Genomic DNA, 16,775 nt, shown 5'->3' with positions numbered 1-16,775 from the left:
ATTATAATTTAAAGGGATTTTAAACGGATCCCAAGATTGACTTTAGATTGGAAACCATATTTTCCCATAGCATTTTTCCTTCTTCTATTTCATCCTCTTCCGCATAATCCGTTACCATTAATGAAACATCTTTTGTTATTTCATCAACTTGAATACGCAATTCAAAATAGAACTCTTCGCCCTCATCTTCTATCCATCTGAATTTGATTCGTTCTGGACTCTTTTTACTTAGTAATTTTGCGCGTTCTTCACTTCCAGACCAGATGAAAGTGTAGAATTCGCCCCTTGAATTTACATTGTCGGCGTACCATTCGGAAAGTCCCGAAGGCGTTGAAATATACTGATATAAAAGTGAAGGGGAAACCTGTATAGGGAATTCCATTTCATATTTAATTTTATCTTCCATAGCTTTTTGTTAGTTGATGCCCAATATATAGATATTAATCTTAAACTCAAATTAAAGATTGAAATTTTTTATTTTAAAGAGCGTGTTGAGAAAGATGCAATTTTTATGACAAATATTGAAACTTAAATTTGCCACACATAATTTTGTTTCTATCTTTGCACCCGCTTAAGCATATAGCTTGAGTTTTATTACAATAATAAACACGGCGAGGTAGCTCAGTTGGTTAGAGCGTCGGATTCATAACCCGGAGGTCGGGGGATCGTGCCCCCCTCTCGCTACTAAAAATCCCCAAAGATAATTCTGAGGGGATTTTTTTATGGAAGAATTTGAAAGCTCTGCGCTACCTTCTGCTATTATATTTTACTTTTTACCAGAACACACATATTTATTCCGTTTATCGAAAACATATTGCAGTTGTAGCTATTTTACTTACATTTGTTAAGAATGCGTTAATAAGTTATTGCTCAACCTATTGATATCTGTCGTTTGAAGGCTTAAATTTACATTTAATCCTTAAAACTCAATATCATGAAAAATTATGTATTCGCAATTGTAATGCTAGCCGGTCTAACCTTTAGCTGTACCCCAGAAAATCAAATTAGTGATGAACAACAAATCGACAAGCACAAATCATGTCCCCCAAGCGACAGAAACTGTAATGGGATTCCAGACCACTTGGAGCCACAAGATTAATATATATTTAATATTTTTATGTGTAGCGGCGATTTTATCACCTTTTCTACACATGATATATCTTATTGAAGACAAAGAGGGCTTATTCGGTTATGCGTATATGTCCTCTTTCTTATTTTCTATAAGTCTACCAATTATGGCAATTTCATCTGGTTTGTTGTTGAAATTTGTATCGGGCTATATTATAGCCGATTTAAAAAAGCCCATTAACTATATAGCAAATGCATTCCTCTTTGTAGGCTTCTTTTTTGCAATTTATATTTTATTGCCTATTAGAGATTATTCCATAACAACTTATTATGTAACTCTTTTGGCTCTTGCCGTTGTGCTTACCATAGTCGCACATTATATACATAATGCAGTGTTAACTACAGAGCAACGTCTTAAAAAAATAATTTCAAAACTATTTGATTTTATAATTCTTGAAACTCCGCAAAAGCATGTTTCAGAAGAAAAACAAATAGATTACGTTATTTCTTACGAGAAAATAATTAATGAAATTGGAGATGAATGATACTTTAAGCAACATAACGAAACTACAAATAGCTGGTTTGCTATCTGAGTCTGCGCGCTTAGAAGTTGAAAACAGGTTAACGCGAAAACCTCATAGAGCCAATTCTCCATCGGGTTCACGGGTGGAATTGGGCTAAGCTAAGTGCTTTTCTAATTCTGAATAAGTTATTTGAAACTGTTCGCCACTTTTCATGTTTTTAAGCGTGAAAGACTGCGCCTCCATTTCTTTTTCACCAGCCAAAGCAGTATAAGGTATTTTACGCTTATCTGCATACCCCATTTGCTTACCCATCTTTGCTTCATCAGGATACAATTCTGCTTTAACACCTACTTTTCTCAAGTTAGTGATTGCTTTCATTGCATACAAAGCCTCCTTTTCACCGAAATTTATAAAAAGCGCTTTGCTATTTTCTGAAACAGTTTCGGGAAATAGACTCAATTCCTCCAAAACCAAGTAAATACGGTCCAAACCAAAGGAGATACCCACACCGCTCATATTTTTTAAGCCAAAAATTCCGGTGAGATCGTCATACCTTCCGCCACCACCAATGCTTCCCATATTCACTTCTGCAGGAGCTGAGACTTCAAAAATTGCACCTGTGTAGTAATTCAATCCTCGGGCAAGTGTAACATCAATTTGCAATGAAGCAGCCTGCAAACCAAGTGTTTTAATATTATTTGCGATAAATTCGAGTTCTTCCACACCTTTCAGCCCAATTTGCGAGCTGTGTAGCAATTGCTTTAAAGAATTAATTTTTTCATCGTTACTTCCCTTAAAAGAAAAAAGCGGTTGTAATTTTTGAAGTGCATCTTCCGAAATACCTTTTTCTCGCATCTCTTTCTTCACGCCGTCCTCGCCTATTTTATCGAGTTTATCTAGCGCCACAGTAAAATCTATTAACTTGTCCTCCGCACCTATGGTTTCTGCTATTCCACTTAAAATTTTTCGATTGTTGATTTTAATTGTTACATCTTTCAAACTAAGTTTGCTGAAAACGGCATCGTAAAGCTGCACGAATTCCACTTCCTGCCAAAGTGAAGTTGAACCCACAACATCGGCATCGCATTGAAAAAACTCACGGAAACGTCCCTTTTGAGGTCTATCTGCTCGCCATACGGGCTGTATTTGGTAGCGTTTAAAAGGAAATGTTATTTCGTTTTGATGTTGCACCACGTAGCGTGCAAATGGCACTGTTAAATCGTAACGGAGCGCTTTTTCAGAAATTTTTGAAGTTATTTTATTACTATCCTTTTCGGAATATAACTTATCATCAACTTTTGATAAATAATCGCCACTATTCAAAATTTTAAAAATCAATCGATCGCCTTCTTCGCCATATTTCCCCATTAAGGTATCACTATTTTCGAAAGACGGCGTTTCAATTGGTTGAAATCCATAAAGCGAAAATGTATCCTTTATAGTACTGAATATATAATTGCGACGCGCAACTTCATCTGGATTGAAATCGCGGGTGCCTTTAGGAATTGATGGTTTTTTTGACAAAATTCTACGTTTTTTGAATTTGTATTTTGAATTGACAAATATCCTAAATAATAATGAAGTTTGCCACAATAAGATTACGTAAAGGCGATTCATGTCTTCGAAGGAATTCTGTAACTTTATCCCACTTTTGCAGTCTAATGTAAAATACACACTAATTATATGTTTTCACTTTTCCGGGAAAATGTCCGTATTGCGATGGACAGCATTAAAAGCCAACTCTTAAGAACCATTTTAACAATAGTTATAATTGGGATTGGTATTTGGGCGCTCGTTGGCATTTTAAGCGCAGTGGCTGCGCTGGAAAATACCATTTCAGGCAATTTTGCTTCCATGGGCGCCAATACGTTTAATATTCAGCAGTATGAATTTTCGGTCCAATCCAGAAATGGCGGCGAACGCGAAAAAATAAACCCCATAATAAGTTATAATAACGTTCGAGAATTTACGGATAAATACAAATACCCCTTCACCAAAACATCGCTCTCTTTTATAGGAACAGCAGGGGCCGAAGTAAAATATGGTTCTGAAAAGACCGATCCCGAAATTCGCGTTTATGGAGTGAATGAAAATTATTTAGACAACACCGGAACCGAAGTGGATCGTGGAAGAAATTTTACAATTTTCGATATTGAAAATAATAATAAAGTCTGCTTAATAGGCTCAGATTTTACGAAAAACCTCTTTGAAAACGAAGACCCCATCAACAAAACAATTAGTATTCGCGGAGTGAAATTTAAAATTATTGGTCTTTTAGAGTCTAAAGGCTCAACTTTTGGAAACAATCAAGATTTAAAAGTGCTAATCCCCGTACAAGTTGCCCGCGGCATTTACACACAACCTAATATAAATTACAATATAAGTGTAAAAGTAGACGACAAACAAATGATGGAGGCCGCCCAGGACGATGCTATTATAACATTCAGAAATATCCGGGGACTAAACCCGATTGAAGAAAATAACTTCGGAATAGAGCGCAGTGACGATTTAATTAATCGAATTTCGATGATAACTGGTTATTTGCAAGCTGCCGCATGGATTATTAGCATCATCACTATTCTTGGCTCTTCTATTGCGTTAATGAATATAATGTTGGTTTCGGTAACCGAACGCACCCGCGAAATTGGTGTGCGGAAAGCACTTGGCGCTAAACGTTCTACAATCTCCACCCAATTTTTTATGGAAACGATTGTAATTGGTCAGTTTGGTAGTCTTTTAGGAATTATTCTCGGTGTACTTACAGGTTTCGCCTTTGCAAAAATCTTTGAGTTCGATTTCACTCTTCCTTGGACAGCAATGATTTGGGCGACAATTATAACCTTTGTTGTAGCTGTAATCGCAGGATCTTATCCGGCATCAAAAGCGGCTGGATTGGACCCTATAGAAAGTTTGCGATACGAATAAGGTCTGTAAATTTTTAAAACACAAATATTACATTCCAAATTCCGAATAATTTGAAAATTGATTATTATTCTTTCAGAAGATCCCCAAAATAATTATAAAGCTCTCCTTTAGTAATTACGGCACCTTGTTGAATCAATACAAAAATATCTTTGTTGCGATCGTCTGTAATTGCTTTGGTAGACGTGTAAAGGTTTACCGAATCATCATGTATGTTTTGCTGAAGCCATTTGTAGCCAATTTGGGTGGTAATGTCTATAGTTTCATCTTCCACTTTTATAGCAATCAACTCCATAAACGCATCTGTAATATGAAAAAGCATTAACTGGTTAGGCGAAATGTGCTCTATATACTTCACTTTAATTAAAACCCCTTCCCAAATAAGATCGCTAAAAATGTCGAGTTCCTGTTCGGCAACTTCGGGTGTTTCAGTTTTCAACTTTTTCCATTCATCAGCAGTGATGGATTGCGTAGCAAGAAAATTTATAAATTCTTGATGTAGCTCTTCAAATTGTTCTTTTGTTAATCTGGCGTATTTCATATCAGTTCTCTGTTGACAGTTATCTGTAATCCGTTTGCTTTACTTTGTAATCTTCACTCTTTTCTTTGAAAAAAAAGATAAAATAAAAAAACCTTCCCCGTAAACGAGAAAGGTTTTAATACAATTAATCGTGTTATTTAATTTGCTTCAGAATTATCTTCTGTTTTATCATCAGACTTTTCTTCTGTTTTAGCTTTTACTTCTGGCTTAGCTTTCCCTTTAACTTCTGGTTTAGCTTCTGCAACTACTTCGAAAGCGAAGTTAGATACTACATCTCTGTGGAAACGGATAGTAGCATCGTACTGACCAGTACGCTTAACAGCGCCACCAGCTACAGTAATATACTTCTTCTCGATAGAAACACCTTCTTTTTCAAGTGCGTCAGAAAGATCTCCGTTAGTAACAGAACCGAATAATCTATCACCTTCGCCTGTTTTGGCGATGATTTTAATTTCAAGTCCGTTTAGTTTCTCAGCCTGTGTTTTAGCTTCGTCAACAACTTTCTTTTCTTTGAAAGCACGTTGCTTCAAAGTTTCAGCCAATACTTTTTTAGCCGATGGGGTTGCAAGAACTGCGTGCCCCTGTGGAATCAAAAAGTTTCTTCCGAAACCGTTTTTCACGGTTACAAGATCATCTGTAAATCCCAGATTTTCTACGTCTTTTTTTAATATAAGTTCCATACTATCTCTGGTTTTTTATTTTAATAAATCGGCTACGTAAGGCATAAGTGCTAAATGGCGTGCTCTTTTAACGGCAACAGCCACTTTGCGCTGATACTTCAATGAAGTTCCGGTAAGTCTTCTTGGAAGAATTTTACCTTGTTCGTTTACAAATTTCAATAAGAAATCTGCATCCTTATAGTCAACATACTTAATACCAGATCTCTTGAAACGACAGTATTTTTTAGTTTTGTTGGTTTCTATATTAAGAGGAGTAAGATATCTGATCTCTCCGTCTTTTTTTCCTTTTGCTTGTTGTTGTAGTGTGGCCATAATTTATGCTGATTTTTTATCGCGGTTTCTTCTTTTTTCTGCCCAAGCAATTGCATGCTTGTCAAGGCTCACTGAAAGGTAACGCATAAAACGCTCATCCCTTTTGAATTCAATTTCTAATTCATGTACAGCTTCACCATCTACGGTGTACTCAAAAAGGTGATAAAAACCACTTTTTTTGTTCTGGATTGGGTAAGCAAGTTTTTTCAAGCCCCAATTTTCTTTGGATATCATCTTAGCACCTTTAGAAACAAGAAGATCTTCGTATTTCTTTACTGTCTCCTTTATCTGATCTTCAGATAAAACGGGATTTAAGATGAAAACAGTTTCGTAATGATTCATAAAAAATCTATTAAAATTAATAATTAAAACCTTGGCCTTCTGCCAAAGAGGGTGCAAAAATAATACTTTATTTGGTATTATCAAACCTTATTTTAAAGAGACTTTAGAAATAAAAAACATAGATTAAGTGTGTATTTTTTACGATTAAACACAAAATAGTTGCAGTTCATCGATAATTTCCATATTATTGCCTTAAGTAAAACCTACTATTATGGAAAAAACCATATTAAAGTGCGCAATTGTAGATGATTCTACCCTGCAGCGACTTTCTATTGTGAAGCTTGTTCAAATGCACCCATCTCTTGAACTTGTTGGCGAATATAAGAATGCCATCGAAGCTAAAATGGGGCTTGCCTCTACAGAAATTGACCTTATCTTTCTAGATATTGAGATGCCAATTCTTTCAGGATTTGATCTTTTAGACGATATCCAGAGAAAGCCTCAAGTAATTTTTGTTACTGGAAAAACGAAGTACGCTTTTAAAGCATTCGATTATGATGCCGTAGATTACCTCAGAAAACCTATTGCCAAAGATCGTTTTTTAAATGCTGTACACAAAGCAATTACTAATTATAAATTAAAAAATGAGGAAGGCTTTGACGATGAAGATTTTATCTTCGTAAAAAGCAACCTCAAAAAACGAAAAGTTTTTTTAAACGAACTACGTTACATTGAAGCTTTAGGCGACTATGTAAAATTAGTAACCGAACACGAATCTCTTGTGGTGCTTTCTACCATGAAGGCTTTTGAATCATTATTACCTGGCGAACGTTTCCTTAGAATTCACAAATCTTATATCGTGAATTTAGACAAGGTACAGCGCTATAATAGCAAAACAATAGAACTTGATAAAGACAAATTGCCATTAAGCCGAAATAGAAAGGCCGATTTGGTTGATGCCTTAGCCGCAACGCACAACATTTAGTAATTATCTACATCTATAGTTGTCTGCACACTTGAAAATTCTTTTATAGAATTGAAAGTGCGCAAAACGTTTTCAATGTATTTTTTCGTTTTCTCCAAAGATTGCTTCTTGGGGATTTTAACAAGAAGATTAATGATGTATTTATTCTTTATTCTACCCACTGGTGGCGGCTCTGGCCCCAATATATTTTCCTTAAACTGAATTTCTAACGCTTGCCCAAACCAGATTGAAGCTTTTTGAACGCGCCCTAAATTTTTATCTTTAAAAATAATTTTGATCGTCCTGTAAAAAGGAGGATATTTAAAATTATAGCGCTCTTCCAGCTGTTCCTTGTACATTCCTTCAAAATCATTCACACTTACTTGCTTCAAAATTTGATGGAACGGGTTGTACGTTTGTATTAAAACTTTGCCGCGTTTCTGCGTGCGGCCTGCCCTACCCGATACTTGTTGAAGCAATTGGAAACTTCGCTCGTGGGCTCTAAAATCTGGGAAATTGAGAAGATTGTCTGCATTCATGACTCCAACCAAACTAATATTTCTAAAGTCTAAACCTTTGGCAAGCATTTGCGTGCCTACCAAAATATCTATCTCCTCATTTTCTAAAGCTTCAATTAATTTTGAATAAGAATTTTTCCCCTTGGTTGTATCTTGATCCATTCTAGCCACTTTGTGGTTTGGAAAAAGAGTTTTTAATTCAGTTTCAATCTGTTCGGTGCCAAAACCTTTAGTGTCCAGTGTTTCGCTTCCACAAGCCATACAGCTATGCATCATTGCCATATGGTAACCACAATAATGGCAACGCAATTGATTTTTTTGTTGATGAAAAGTCAAACTCACGTCGCAATTTGGACATTGGGGCGAAATTCCGCAGGTTGTGCATTCAACCACTGGCGAAAAACCTCTTCTATTTTGAAAAAGAATTATTTGTTCGCCATTACTTAAAACTTCGCGCATTTCTTCTAACAAACGATCGCTAAAATGGCCAGTCATTTGTTTTTTACGCGTTTTTTCTTTTATATCTACCAGTTCAATTTCTGGCATCATAACATTTCCGAAGCGTTTTTTAAGCGTCACCAATCCAAACTTCCCCGATTTTGCATTGTGATAACTTTCCAACGAAGGCGTTGCAGAACCCATCAATACCTTAGCTTTATGAAGATTTGCTAAAACCACAGCGCTATCGCGAGCATTGTAGCGTGGCGACGGACTGTATTGTTTAAAACTCGGTTCGTGTTCTTCGTCCACCACAATAAGTCCTAAATTTTTAAAAGGAAGAAATAAAGACGAACGCGCGCCAATTACTACTTGTGCTTTCGGTTTTTCTGCAAGCACATTCTTCCAAACCTCAACTCTTTCATTAACCGAAAACTTGGAATGATAAACAGAAATTTTTTCGCCAAAATACTTTTGAAGTCGAATAATTAGCTGCGTGGTTAAAGCAATTTCAGGAAGCATATATAAAACCTGTTTTCCAGAATTAATTACTTCTTCAATTAGCCGAACATAAATTTCAGTTTTTCCACTTGAGGTTACTCCGTGAAGCAAAACCACAGCGTCTGTTTCAAAAGATGTTTTTATTTGTTGATAAGCCACTAATTGTGCTTCGTTCAACGTTTTTATTTCTGTTGAAGCATCACCAGAAAATTCTACGCGGTCGTGCTGAATGTAATATTCTTCTAAAATTTCCTTATCCACCAATGTTTTCAAAGTAGCGGCTGAAGCTTCACTTTTCTTTTGAAGTACTGTAGAGCTAATAGGTTTTTTAGTTTGGCTGCTCAACATAAATAGATGCATTAGCACATCGCGTTGTTTTGGAGCTCGGCTTAAAGTTTCTAAAAGTTGGCGTAGATTTTCTTCGGAAGTATAATCAGAAGATAATTTTATGTAGCGTTTTAGTTTGGGAGTGTACTGTTCATATACAGTTTCTTCGACTTCAATTATATTTTTCTCCAACAATTTCTGAATCACAGAAACAATATTTCGTCTATCCAGAATTGATCGCGCATCATTGATGTGCAAAGAAGATTGATGTTGCAAGGCTTCGTATAAAACATATTCATCATCACTTAGCGTAGCTTCATCTTTAAATTCTTTCGAAGAAAGTTTAATAATTGTTTCACTTTCCAGCATAAAGGCACTCGGGAGCGCCGCTTTGATTACTTCACCCAAAGAACACATATAATAATGCGCCATCCACTCCCAATGTTTTAATTGATGCGCTGTAATAATAGGTGTTTCATCTAAAATATGATCTATAGATTTAGTTTCGTAACCTACCGGTGCTTGGTCATGAACTTGATACACAATGCCCGTATAAACCTTTGATTTTCCAAAGGGAATTGCAACTCGCATTCCAGGCTGCAAAAAAGCAGCTTCGTCCTTATTCACACTATATGTGAATGCTTGTTTCAGTGGAATTGGGAGAATGACGTCTATAAAATACAAATGGAAAACTATTATTTATTACTATTATAAATTCTTTATTGGGTCGCTTTGATGTTGAAAATACGGTCTCAGTTTTCACTGCCTTCTTTCCTACTTCCCGAATAAAAAAGCCACCAAAATTGGTGGCTTAAAGATACTATTTTTAATAATTTTTAATTAATGCGACTCCAAGTTTGTGTTCTTCCAAAAAGAGAGAAGCCTACATATCCGCGAACATTCAATTTGTTAGCGCCATCGAGTTCAATGTAGCATTTGTACACTTTTCCGTTGTTTGGATCCATTATGGTACCATCGTTATATTCATCGCCATCTTTTTCAAGACCTTTAATAATTACTAATCCCAAAATTGGTTTCCCTTTATCAGAATCCGGGCATTTATCGCAGACGGCGTTTTTCTTCGCAGGATTTAAAATCTCTACTACTTTTCCATAAATTTTACCATTGTCTTTGTAGATTTCAACGATAGATTTTGCTTCGCCGGTTTCATCATCAACGGTTTTCCATTTACCTGTTACATCTTGTGCAGCGGCAGTAATTACTGTTAACGCAATAAGTGAGAAGGTTAAAAGTATTTTTTTCATAATTTTAAATGTGTTAAATTCAGTTTTAAAGTTTTTCTTTTAGTCGCTTTATTGAAACATTTAATTCAAAACCAAGCAACAACAGGTTTGAGTTAATCCAAATATATAACATCAATATCAATAGTGCACCAATGGAACCGTATAACTCGTTGTAATTTGAAAAATTATTGATATACACCCCAAAAAAATAGGTTGTTAGTACAAATAGCACCGTGGTTGTTACTGCTCCAATTGAAAAGAATCGCGAAGATTTACCTTCTTTGGTGCCGTAATAATACAAAGTTGCGATAACTACGTATATCATTATTAAAAAGACAATAAATTGAAAGAACGAAATCCAAAAAGTATCATTAACTATATAGGCTTTTGACTTTAGGTCGTGAATTATATATTCGCCATAAAGAATAACCCCAACTGATGTTAACAACAACAGTGCCAAGGAGATTGAAACCACTAACGCCACAAAATATTGTCTAAAAAAACTTCGGTTGATAGTTACATGAAACGAATATTCAAAAGCACTGAAAATAGCATTTACTCCGTTTGTCGATAAAAATATGGAAAGGAAAAACACAAAAGACAACAAGCCTGCCCTGGGATTTACCGCTATATCTGCAATGATTGGATAAAAGAACTGCGTTGTCTGTGCAGGCAAAAGCGCTTCAATAAAAATTAAAAATCGCGTTTGAAATCCATCAATGGGGATTATTGGAATCATATTTAGCAAAAACAAAAGAAATGGAAAGAGCGCAAGAAAAAAGCTATAGGCAATTGAACTAGCACGAAAGGAAAAAGTTCCCTTTAAAATTCCAGTTCCATAAACATCCAGCAAATTATACAACGAAAACTCGCCCATTGCGGGTAGTTTTATCTTTTTACTAATTCGTACAAGATCTCGAATTACAGGAATGTTTATTTCCTTTTCGCCTTCTTCGTTCATTTAATAGCTTTTAGGCTAAGGTCCATATTGTAAACCGAATGCGTCAATGCGCCACTGGAAATATAATCTACCCCACATTCTGCGTATTTTCGTGCAGTTTCAAGTGTTATTCCACCGCTCGATTCCGTAAGGCATTTGCCATTAATTAAGGTTACCGCCTTTCGGGTATCTTCGTAATTAAAGTTATCTATCAAAATACGATACACGCCGTCACTCTGTAATATTTCTTCTATTTCGGTTAGGTTTCTTGCTTCAACAATTATTTTTAAGTCTAAGTGACGACTTTTTAAATACTGCTTCGTTTTCTCAATTGCTTGCGTTATTCCACCACTAAAATCAATATGATTGTCTTTCAACATCACCATATCGTAAAGTGCAAAACGATGATTTTCTCCACCGCCAATTTTTACGGCCCATTTTTCCAAAGCTCGTATTCCGGGAGTTGTTTTACGGGTATCGAGAATTTTAGTATTCGTTCCCTCCAGCAATTTTACATATTGGTGTGTTTTAGTAGCAATGGCACTCATACGCTGCATGGCGTTTAGCACCAACCGTTCCGATTTCAAAATAGATTGTGATAAACCTGACACATAAAAAGCTACATCGCCATATTTTACTGGGCTGCCGTCCCTTATTTTTATATCGAGTTCTAAACCGGGGTCTACATATTCAAAAACTTGGCGGGCAAATTCTACCCCAGCTATAATACCTTCGTCTTTCACCAAAAGTTTTGCGGAGCCTCTGGCATCTTCTGCGATGCACGCCAGTGAACTGTGATCGCCATCGCCAACATCTTCTCTTATAGCGTTGGCAATGATGATGTCTATTTCTTTGTTGAATTGTTTTTCTGAAATCATAGCAAGGAAATTTCAGCTAAAATACTTTAAAAAGTTTGAAGGACGATGCTTCGGCTCCGCTCGGCACCGCAAAAATTTAAAATTATAGTAATTTATCTTTGTATTTTTGAATTTTGAAATAAAATGCAATGAAAATTACACTACTCGCAATAGGCAAAACCGATAATAAACAACTGCAAACCCTGATGGATGAATATACCAGGCGGTTGGGGTTTTATATTTCGTTTGAAATGGAAATTATTCCAGATATAAAAAACGCTAAAAATCTTTCGGAATCGCAACAAAAGCAAGCTGAAGGTGAAGAAATTTTAAGACGAACTTCCACTCCCGATGTATTAATACTTCTCGATGAAAAAGGAGAAACTATTACTTCGGAAGGCTTTTCGAAGTTTCTACAAAAGAAAATGAACAGCGGACTAAGAAACCTCATCTTCGTAATTGGAGGCCCGTATGGCTTTAGTGACGCGGTTTATGACCGTGCTAACGGAAAGGTATCCCTCTCATCCATGACCTTTTCGCACCAAATGGTTCGGCTTTTCTTTATTGAACAACTTTATAGAGGTTATACAATTCTACGGAACGAACCGTATCATCATCGGTAGAGCAACAAAATAAATCGAAATTACCACTGACAGTCTATAAAGTCTGTTAGCATATGGAATAACAATCCTACGGCGATGATTCTGGTCTTTTTGAAGAACAATAAAACTATATACACAGCCATTGCCCAATAAGTGTGCAACGGGTGAAAATTAATACTACAACGGCCAGCATCAAAAATGGGGGAGGCAAAAAGATGATCTACATCTACCAGCATTGTGGCCAGCATAATGAGCCAAGCTTTTTTCCATTCTTTCCTAAAGAAAACATACGCGATTAGCCCAGGGACTAATAGATGCAGCGTATAATGTACCAAGGATTGCAACATTGGGTAAATTTTTGCGCAAAGATAGGGAATCAGTGATTAGAAAATTGTTTCAGAAGAAGTGTATAATAACACAAAAAGTTGCTCGAAATATATATTTTGCTAAGATTTTTAAAAAGATTATTTTTCAACATAGAAATACTTATTAAAGGAATACATATGAAAAAAATATACGCAGTAGCTCTTTTATTTTTAGCCACTTCATTTGCACCGAATATTATATTCGCGCAGTGCGACGATGTAACAATTGAGAGCTTAACAAATCCTGGACCGTACGATGTTGCCACACTTACCGAAGCAGATGGCCTTAGAAATGGTCCAGATTATGCAGGCGCAACCGTATATTATCCCACAAATGCCACGCCTCCTTTTATGAGTATCGCCATTGTTCCCGGGTTTACAGCATTGCCTTCAAGTGTTGCAGAATGGGGTCCTTTTTATGCTTCTCATGGAATAGTTACTATAATTATTGGAACCAATTCACTATTTGATAATCCAGAAACTAGAGCAATAGCGCTTATTGATGCTTTAGAAACTATGCGACAAGAAAATACGCGAACCTCCTCTCCGTTAGAAAACCAACTTGATGTAGATAAATTTGCAGTTAGCGGATGGTCAATGGGCGGCGGCGGAGCACAGCGTGCAGCAGTTTTAGACAATACGATAAAAGGCGTAGTTGCTTTGTGTCCGTGGTTACCAAACCCAATCTTAAATCACGACAGTCCTGTGCTAATTTTTAGTGGTGAAAATGATCCTACCGCTCCTCCCGCGCAGCACGCAGATATTCATTATAACGTTACTCCTAATACAACCAATAAACTTCTTTTTGAAGTTGCTAACGGAAACCATTCAGTTGCAAACACACCAAACGGTGGTAACGGTGCTGTGGGTAAAATTGCACTTTCGTGGCTTAAATTATATGTAGATGAAAATAACTGCTATTGTCCGTTATTAACTGAATCACTGTTGGTTAATCCTCCTGCAGCTTCTAAAGTTGAATCTAGTTTTGAGTGTGAGTCGGTGCTGGGTATAACTGAAAATAATTTTGATGTAAGCGTATATCCAAACCCAACACAAGACTTTGTAACAGTTAACACCACCAATACAGCACATTTTGAAGTATATTCTGCACTCGGGCAACGATTACTTTCAGGTGAACTTACCCAAAACGAAAAGCAGATTGACTTTTCAAATCTTTCTAAAGGAATTTATTATGTTCGGGTAGGAAATGAGACTTTGAAGATTGTTAGGAATTAAGTACCAAGGTTTCATTCGGGCTAAGGTGAGCAGTACCCTAAATTAATAATTCGTAAAGCACTCAAAATGAGTATTTTTACACTACCTTTCTACTTAGAGCGGAACAATTGTTTAGGCAGTTATGTAATTTTCTTCTAAAATAAAAATGCTACAAATGTTTTCTCCAGGGATGCGACTATCCTGCCTAACAAAAGAAAACTATTATGAAAGTAGCAAAAGATGACATTGAAGTGAAATTAGAAATTCCGGGGGCAATTATTAGGCAGAAAACCAATTTTGGAGATGCCACAGGCCTGGGAAAAATAAGTGCCGAGTATTTTAGTCTTTCTGCGGGTGTAGATACAACGCCATTATTTATCGGGCTTGAAGGTAATTTATGCCAGTGTCCGCATTGGGGATTTCTTATAAGTGGTCAAATTACCACTACGGATGCAAAGGGTATTGAAGAGCAAGTAAATGCCCAAGAACTATTTTACTGGCCTTCAGGTCACAATGTAAAGGTAAATGCAGATGCTGAAATTGTGATGTTTAGCCCTCAGCAGCAGCATACACCTGTAATTAACCATATGATTGATATGACCAAAGGGTAAAATTGCCGTGTTTTGAAATACACTGCATACCTAAGAGGGGGAAACTGTTGCCCTTTTTGAAAGCCTCTTTTACTTTTAAAATTTTGAACTTTCTAAACACTAGCGGGCCGCACGTGCTTGCAGGGATTGAGAGACTGTAAATCTGCTTTACTAATAATTTGGATACTCGCTTGCAAGGTCTATAATCTAGCGTGTATTCTATCTACTAATTCCTCAATATTTCTGGTAGTAGCAAGCTCCACCATTGGGATATCTAAAGATAAGCTCTCCAAAGTCATCATCACGATTTCGGCACGGTCTATAGAATTTGCTCCCCAATCCTTTAGTGAATCGGTTATAGGGATGTCTTTACCTTCTAATTCTGGTATTACCTCCGTTGAGATGTCAATAATTAATTGAAATATTTCGTCTTTATCCATAATTTTTATTGCTTAAGTTTTACGATACTTTTCTCCTTTTCGCTGGCATTATTTTTACGTCATAATTTCTTTACCATAATTGCCTTCTTAATATATTCGAGTTTTATAATTATGAAGAATATCGGGGAAAAATTTATATAAACGTAAGTCCAATCTTTCTATTTAATCCCTGTTCAAATATTCGTATTAAGGTAGAAAGTTGGATATTTCCTTTTCCGTTTTCCAGTTTTGAAATATAACTTTTTTTAGTCCCAGCTTTTTCTGCGAGTTGTTCCTGTGTAAGGTTTGCTTCCTTTCGAGCCGCCTTTAGCATTTCACTAACAATAAACATTTGAGCGCCTTCTTCATACTTGTTACGGCTTTCAGAACCAATTTTTCCATGTTCTAACTCAGTTAACTCATCGAATGTTTTTATGTTTTTATAATCCTTCATAGTTTTAAATTTTGCTTTCAAAATATTCTCTCCATAATCGCACTGCTTTTTCAAGTTCAGATTTCGGTATTTTCTGTGACTTTTTCTGAAACCCATTGAAAAGGACAACCAATTTGCCTTCGTCAAAACAACAAAAAACCCTGTATATGTTTGATTGGTATTCTATCCGGATTTCATAAAGTCCATCGGTTCCTGATAAATGTTTTAAGAACTTTGAAGGTACCTGATCCACTTGTTTTATTAACTCAAAAACATATTGAATCTTCGCTTTTGCTTTATGATCCAACTTTTTATAGAATTCGAGAAAATGATTTTCGTAAAAAATTATGGTTCTAACCATTCGGTAAAGTTATCTTAAAGGATAACATTTTCCAAATAATTTAGATTTTTTTTGATTTTCTAAAGTTGCAGGCGCTTAATCAAAAAACAGTTCCATAAAAGAATATGTGAAAACCAAATTCATTACAACAGTAAAAAAACTGAGCGCTAAAAATTGTCTATAACTTTTAAACCTTTTTAAGAAGAACAGTATTATTGAAATAATGAAGATAACCACTGTAAGAATCATTAGCCCAGCAGTAATAAAATCACTAACATCAAATTCTAAATTGTTCAAAATTTTAGATTGTAATAAATCTGCAAGATATTCAAGGATTGTTGGCAAAAACAGAAATACAATGAGAACACATATTAAAACTATCCAATGGTTGCGGGAAATGCCTAAATTTTTCTTTATCAATAAATAGATCATCATTACAGATTGCAAATAAATCAGAAAACATATAACGACCCAAGGATAATAAAATCCCCAATAGCGCATTATTGCAGAATCTTCTCTACTGTATGCGAAAATAGCTTCCGAAAAAACATTTCTAAAATGGACATCTGGGTTTGAAATGTATTTCCAATTTAATATTATAAAAAGACCAAATGCACCGCAAACTAACAACAACGCAATAAACATCAATATGTTGATTGTTTTAGAATGGTCTGGTTTGGTCATTAAAAAATA

Annotated in this window: 21 protein-coding genes and 1 tRNA gene; 7 read left to right on the top strand and 15 right to left on the bottom strand. The window is 35.8% G+C overall.

All coding sequences use genetic code 11. The features are described 5' to 3' along the window. Positions 1-19: 19 nt before the first annotated feature. Positions 20-406 carry an START-like domain-containing protein gene (locus AC3RVG_RS00740; RefSeq protein ID WP_489689512.1) on the bottom strand — a complete coding sequence of 129 codons (387 nt, stop codon included), beginning with the start codon at positions 404-406 and terminating at the stop codon, positions 20-22. A gap of 204 nt (positions 407-610) precedes the next feature. Here AC3RVG_RS00740 and AC3RVG_RS00735 point away from each other — a divergent pair. After that, positions 611-684 (top strand) — tRNA-Met (locus tag AC3RVG_RS00735). Between the two features lie 323 nt (positions 685-1,007). Beyond that, complete coding sequence (locus AC3RVG_RS00730; protein ID WP_489689511.1) at positions 1,008-1,613, top strand: hypothetical protein; 606 nt, start codon at positions 1,008-1,010, stop codon at positions 1,611-1,613. 132 nt (positions 1,614-1,745) lie between these two features. On the opposite strand, the gene hisS is transcribed toward AC3RVG_RS00730, so the two are convergent. Then, positions 1,746-3,116 (bottom strand): histidine--tRNA ligase, encoded by a 1,371-nt coding sequence (gene hisS / locus AC3RVG_RS00725; protein WP_489689510.1) that lies wholly within the window; start codon positions 3,114-3,116, stop codon positions 1,746-1,748. A gap of 159 nt (positions 3,117-3,275) precedes the next feature. Here hisS and AC3RVG_RS00720 point away from each other — a divergent pair, with 159 nt between their 5' ends. Beyond that, complete coding sequence (locus AC3RVG_RS00720) at positions 3,276-4,517, top strand: ABC transporter permease (protein WP_489689509.1); 1,242 nt, start codon at positions 3,276-3,278, stop codon at positions 4,515-4,517. Positions 4,518-4,581: 64 nt separating this feature from the next. Here AC3RVG_RS00720 and AC3RVG_RS00715 read toward each other — a convergent pair whose 3' ends face one another. The 4 genes from AC3RVG_RS00715 to rpsF all read right to left on the bottom strand — a co-directional run bounded on the left by AC3RVG_RS00715 (position 4,582) and on the right by rpsF (position 6,389). Beyond that, positions 4,582-5,055, bottom strand: coding sequence for a DUF6495 family protein (locus tag AC3RVG_RS00715; RefSeq protein WP_489689508.1), 474 nt, complete (start codon positions 5,053-5,055; stop codon positions 4,582-4,584). Positions 5,056-5,192: 137 nt separating this feature from the next. Further along, positions 5,193-5,735 (bottom strand): 50S ribosomal protein L9, encoded by a 543-nt coding sequence (rplI, locus tag AC3RVG_RS00710; protein ID WP_489689507.1) that lies wholly within the window; start codon positions 5,733-5,735, stop codon positions 5,193-5,195. Between the two features lie 15 nt (positions 5,736-5,750). Beyond that, positions 5,751-6,047 carry a 30S ribosomal protein S18 gene (gene rpsR, locus AC3RVG_RS00705; RefSeq protein WP_111881944.1) on the bottom strand — a complete coding sequence of 99 codons (297 nt, stop codon included), beginning with the start codon at positions 6,045-6,047 and terminating at the stop codon, positions 5,751-5,753. A gap of 3 nt (positions 6,048-6,050) precedes the next feature. Further along, positions 6,051-6,389 (bottom strand): 30S ribosomal protein S6, encoded by a 339-nt coding sequence (rpsF, locus tag AC3RVG_RS00700; RefSeq protein ID WP_489689506.1) that lies wholly within the window; start codon positions 6,387-6,389, stop codon positions 6,051-6,053. 211 nt (positions 6,390-6,600) lie between these two features. Between rpsF and AC3RVG_RS00695 the strand changes: the two genes are divergently transcribed. After that, positions 6,601-7,314, top strand: coding sequence for a LytR/AlgR family response regulator transcription factor (locus tag AC3RVG_RS00695; protein WP_489689505.1), 714 nt, complete (start codon positions 6,601-6,603; stop codon positions 7,312-7,314). On the opposite strand, the gene priA is transcribed toward AC3RVG_RS00695, so the two are convergent. From priA to nadC, 4 genes are all read right to left on the bottom strand, one after another. Beyond that, on the bottom strand, positions 7,311-9,761 hold the full coding sequence (gene priA, locus AC3RVG_RS00690; protein WP_489689504.1) for a replication restart helicase PriA: 2,451 nt from the start codon (positions 9,759-9,761) through the stop codon (positions 7,311-7,313). The two genes, AC3RVG_RS00695 and priA, sit on opposite strands and share 4 nt — an antisense overlap. A gap of 152 nt (positions 9,762-9,913) precedes the next feature. Then, the gene (locus AC3RVG_RS00685; protein WP_489689503.1) at positions 9,914-10,342 is read right to left on the bottom strand and encodes a DUF2147 domain-containing protein; all 429 of its coding nucleotides are present in this window, start codon (positions 10,340-10,342) and stop codon (positions 9,914-9,916) included. Between the two features lie 25 nt (positions 10,343-10,367). Then, on the bottom strand, positions 10,368-11,282 hold the full coding sequence (locus AC3RVG_RS00680; protein ID WP_489689502.1) for a YihY/virulence factor BrkB family protein: 915 nt from the start codon (positions 11,280-11,282) through the stop codon (positions 10,368-10,370). After that, positions 11,279-12,139, bottom strand: a complete 861-nt coding sequence (nadC, locus tag AC3RVG_RS00675) for a carboxylating nicotinate-nucleotide diphosphorylase (RefSeq protein WP_489689501.1) — start codon at positions 12,137-12,139, stop codon at positions 11,279-11,281. The genes AC3RVG_RS00680 and nadC overlap by 4 nt, the downstream gene beginning before the upstream one ends. Before the next feature lie 128 nt (positions 12,140-12,267). Between nadC and rlmH the strand changes: the two genes are divergently transcribed. Beyond that, positions 12,268-12,741: a 23S rRNA (pseudouridine(1915)-N(3))-methyltransferase RlmH gene (gene rlmH / locus AC3RVG_RS00670; RefSeq protein ID WP_489689500.1), complete on the top strand. Its 474-nt coding sequence runs from the start codon at positions 12,268-12,270 to the stop codon at positions 12,739-12,741. 20 nt (positions 12,742-12,761) lie between these two features. Here rlmH and AC3RVG_RS00665 read toward each other — a convergent pair whose 3' ends face one another. Beyond that, entirely contained in the window at positions 12,762-13,067 is a 306-nt protein-coding gene (locus AC3RVG_RS00665; RefSeq protein ID WP_489689499.1) for a DUF6122 family protein, read from the bottom strand. A gap of 156 nt (positions 13,068-13,223) precedes the next feature. Here AC3RVG_RS00665 and AC3RVG_RS00660 point away from each other — a divergent pair, with 156 nt between their 5' ends. Further along, positions 13,224-14,321, top strand: a complete 1,098-nt coding sequence (locus tag AC3RVG_RS00660) for a T9SS type A sorting domain-containing protein (protein ID WP_489689498.1) — start codon at positions 13,224-13,226, stop codon at positions 14,319-14,321. 203 nt (positions 14,322-14,524) lie between these two features. Then, on the top strand, positions 14,525-14,911 hold the full coding sequence (locus AC3RVG_RS00655) for a cupin domain-containing protein (RefSeq protein WP_489689497.1): 387 nt from the start codon (positions 14,525-14,527) through the stop codon (positions 14,909-14,911). Positions 14,912-15,090: 179 nt separating this feature from the next. Here the strand turns inward: AC3RVG_RS00655 and AC3RVG_RS00650 are convergent, their stop codons facing one another. From AC3RVG_RS00650 to AC3RVG_RS00635, 4 genes are all read right to left on the bottom strand, one after another. Next, positions 15,091-15,330, bottom strand: a complete 240-nt coding sequence (locus tag AC3RVG_RS00650) for an acyl carrier protein (RefSeq protein ID WP_489689496.1) — start codon at positions 15,328-15,330, stop codon at positions 15,091-15,093. 133 nt (positions 15,331-15,463) lie between these two features. Then, on the bottom strand, positions 15,464-15,763 hold the full coding sequence (locus tag AC3RVG_RS00645) for a helix-turn-helix domain-containing protein (protein ID WP_489689495.1): 300 nt from the start codon (positions 15,761-15,763) through the stop codon (positions 15,464-15,466). Between the two features lie 4 nt (positions 15,764-15,767). Continuing rightward, complete coding sequence (locus AC3RVG_RS00640) at positions 15,768-16,103, bottom strand: type II toxin-antitoxin system RelE/ParE family toxin (protein WP_489689494.1); 336 nt, start codon at positions 16,101-16,103, stop codon at positions 15,768-15,770. Between the two features lie 75 nt (positions 16,104-16,178). Then, positions 16,179-16,766 carry a hypothetical protein gene (locus tag AC3RVG_RS00635; RefSeq protein WP_489689493.1) on the bottom strand — a complete coding sequence of 196 codons (588 nt, stop codon included), beginning with the start codon at positions 16,764-16,766 and terminating at the stop codon, positions 16,179-16,181. Positions 16,767-16,775 lie beyond the last annotated feature (9 nt).

The organism is Aequorivita sp. IT1282 (assembly GCF_058068205.1).
Note: the sequence above shows the minus strand (reverse complement) of the source record. Positions and strands in the feature narration are given on the sequence as shown.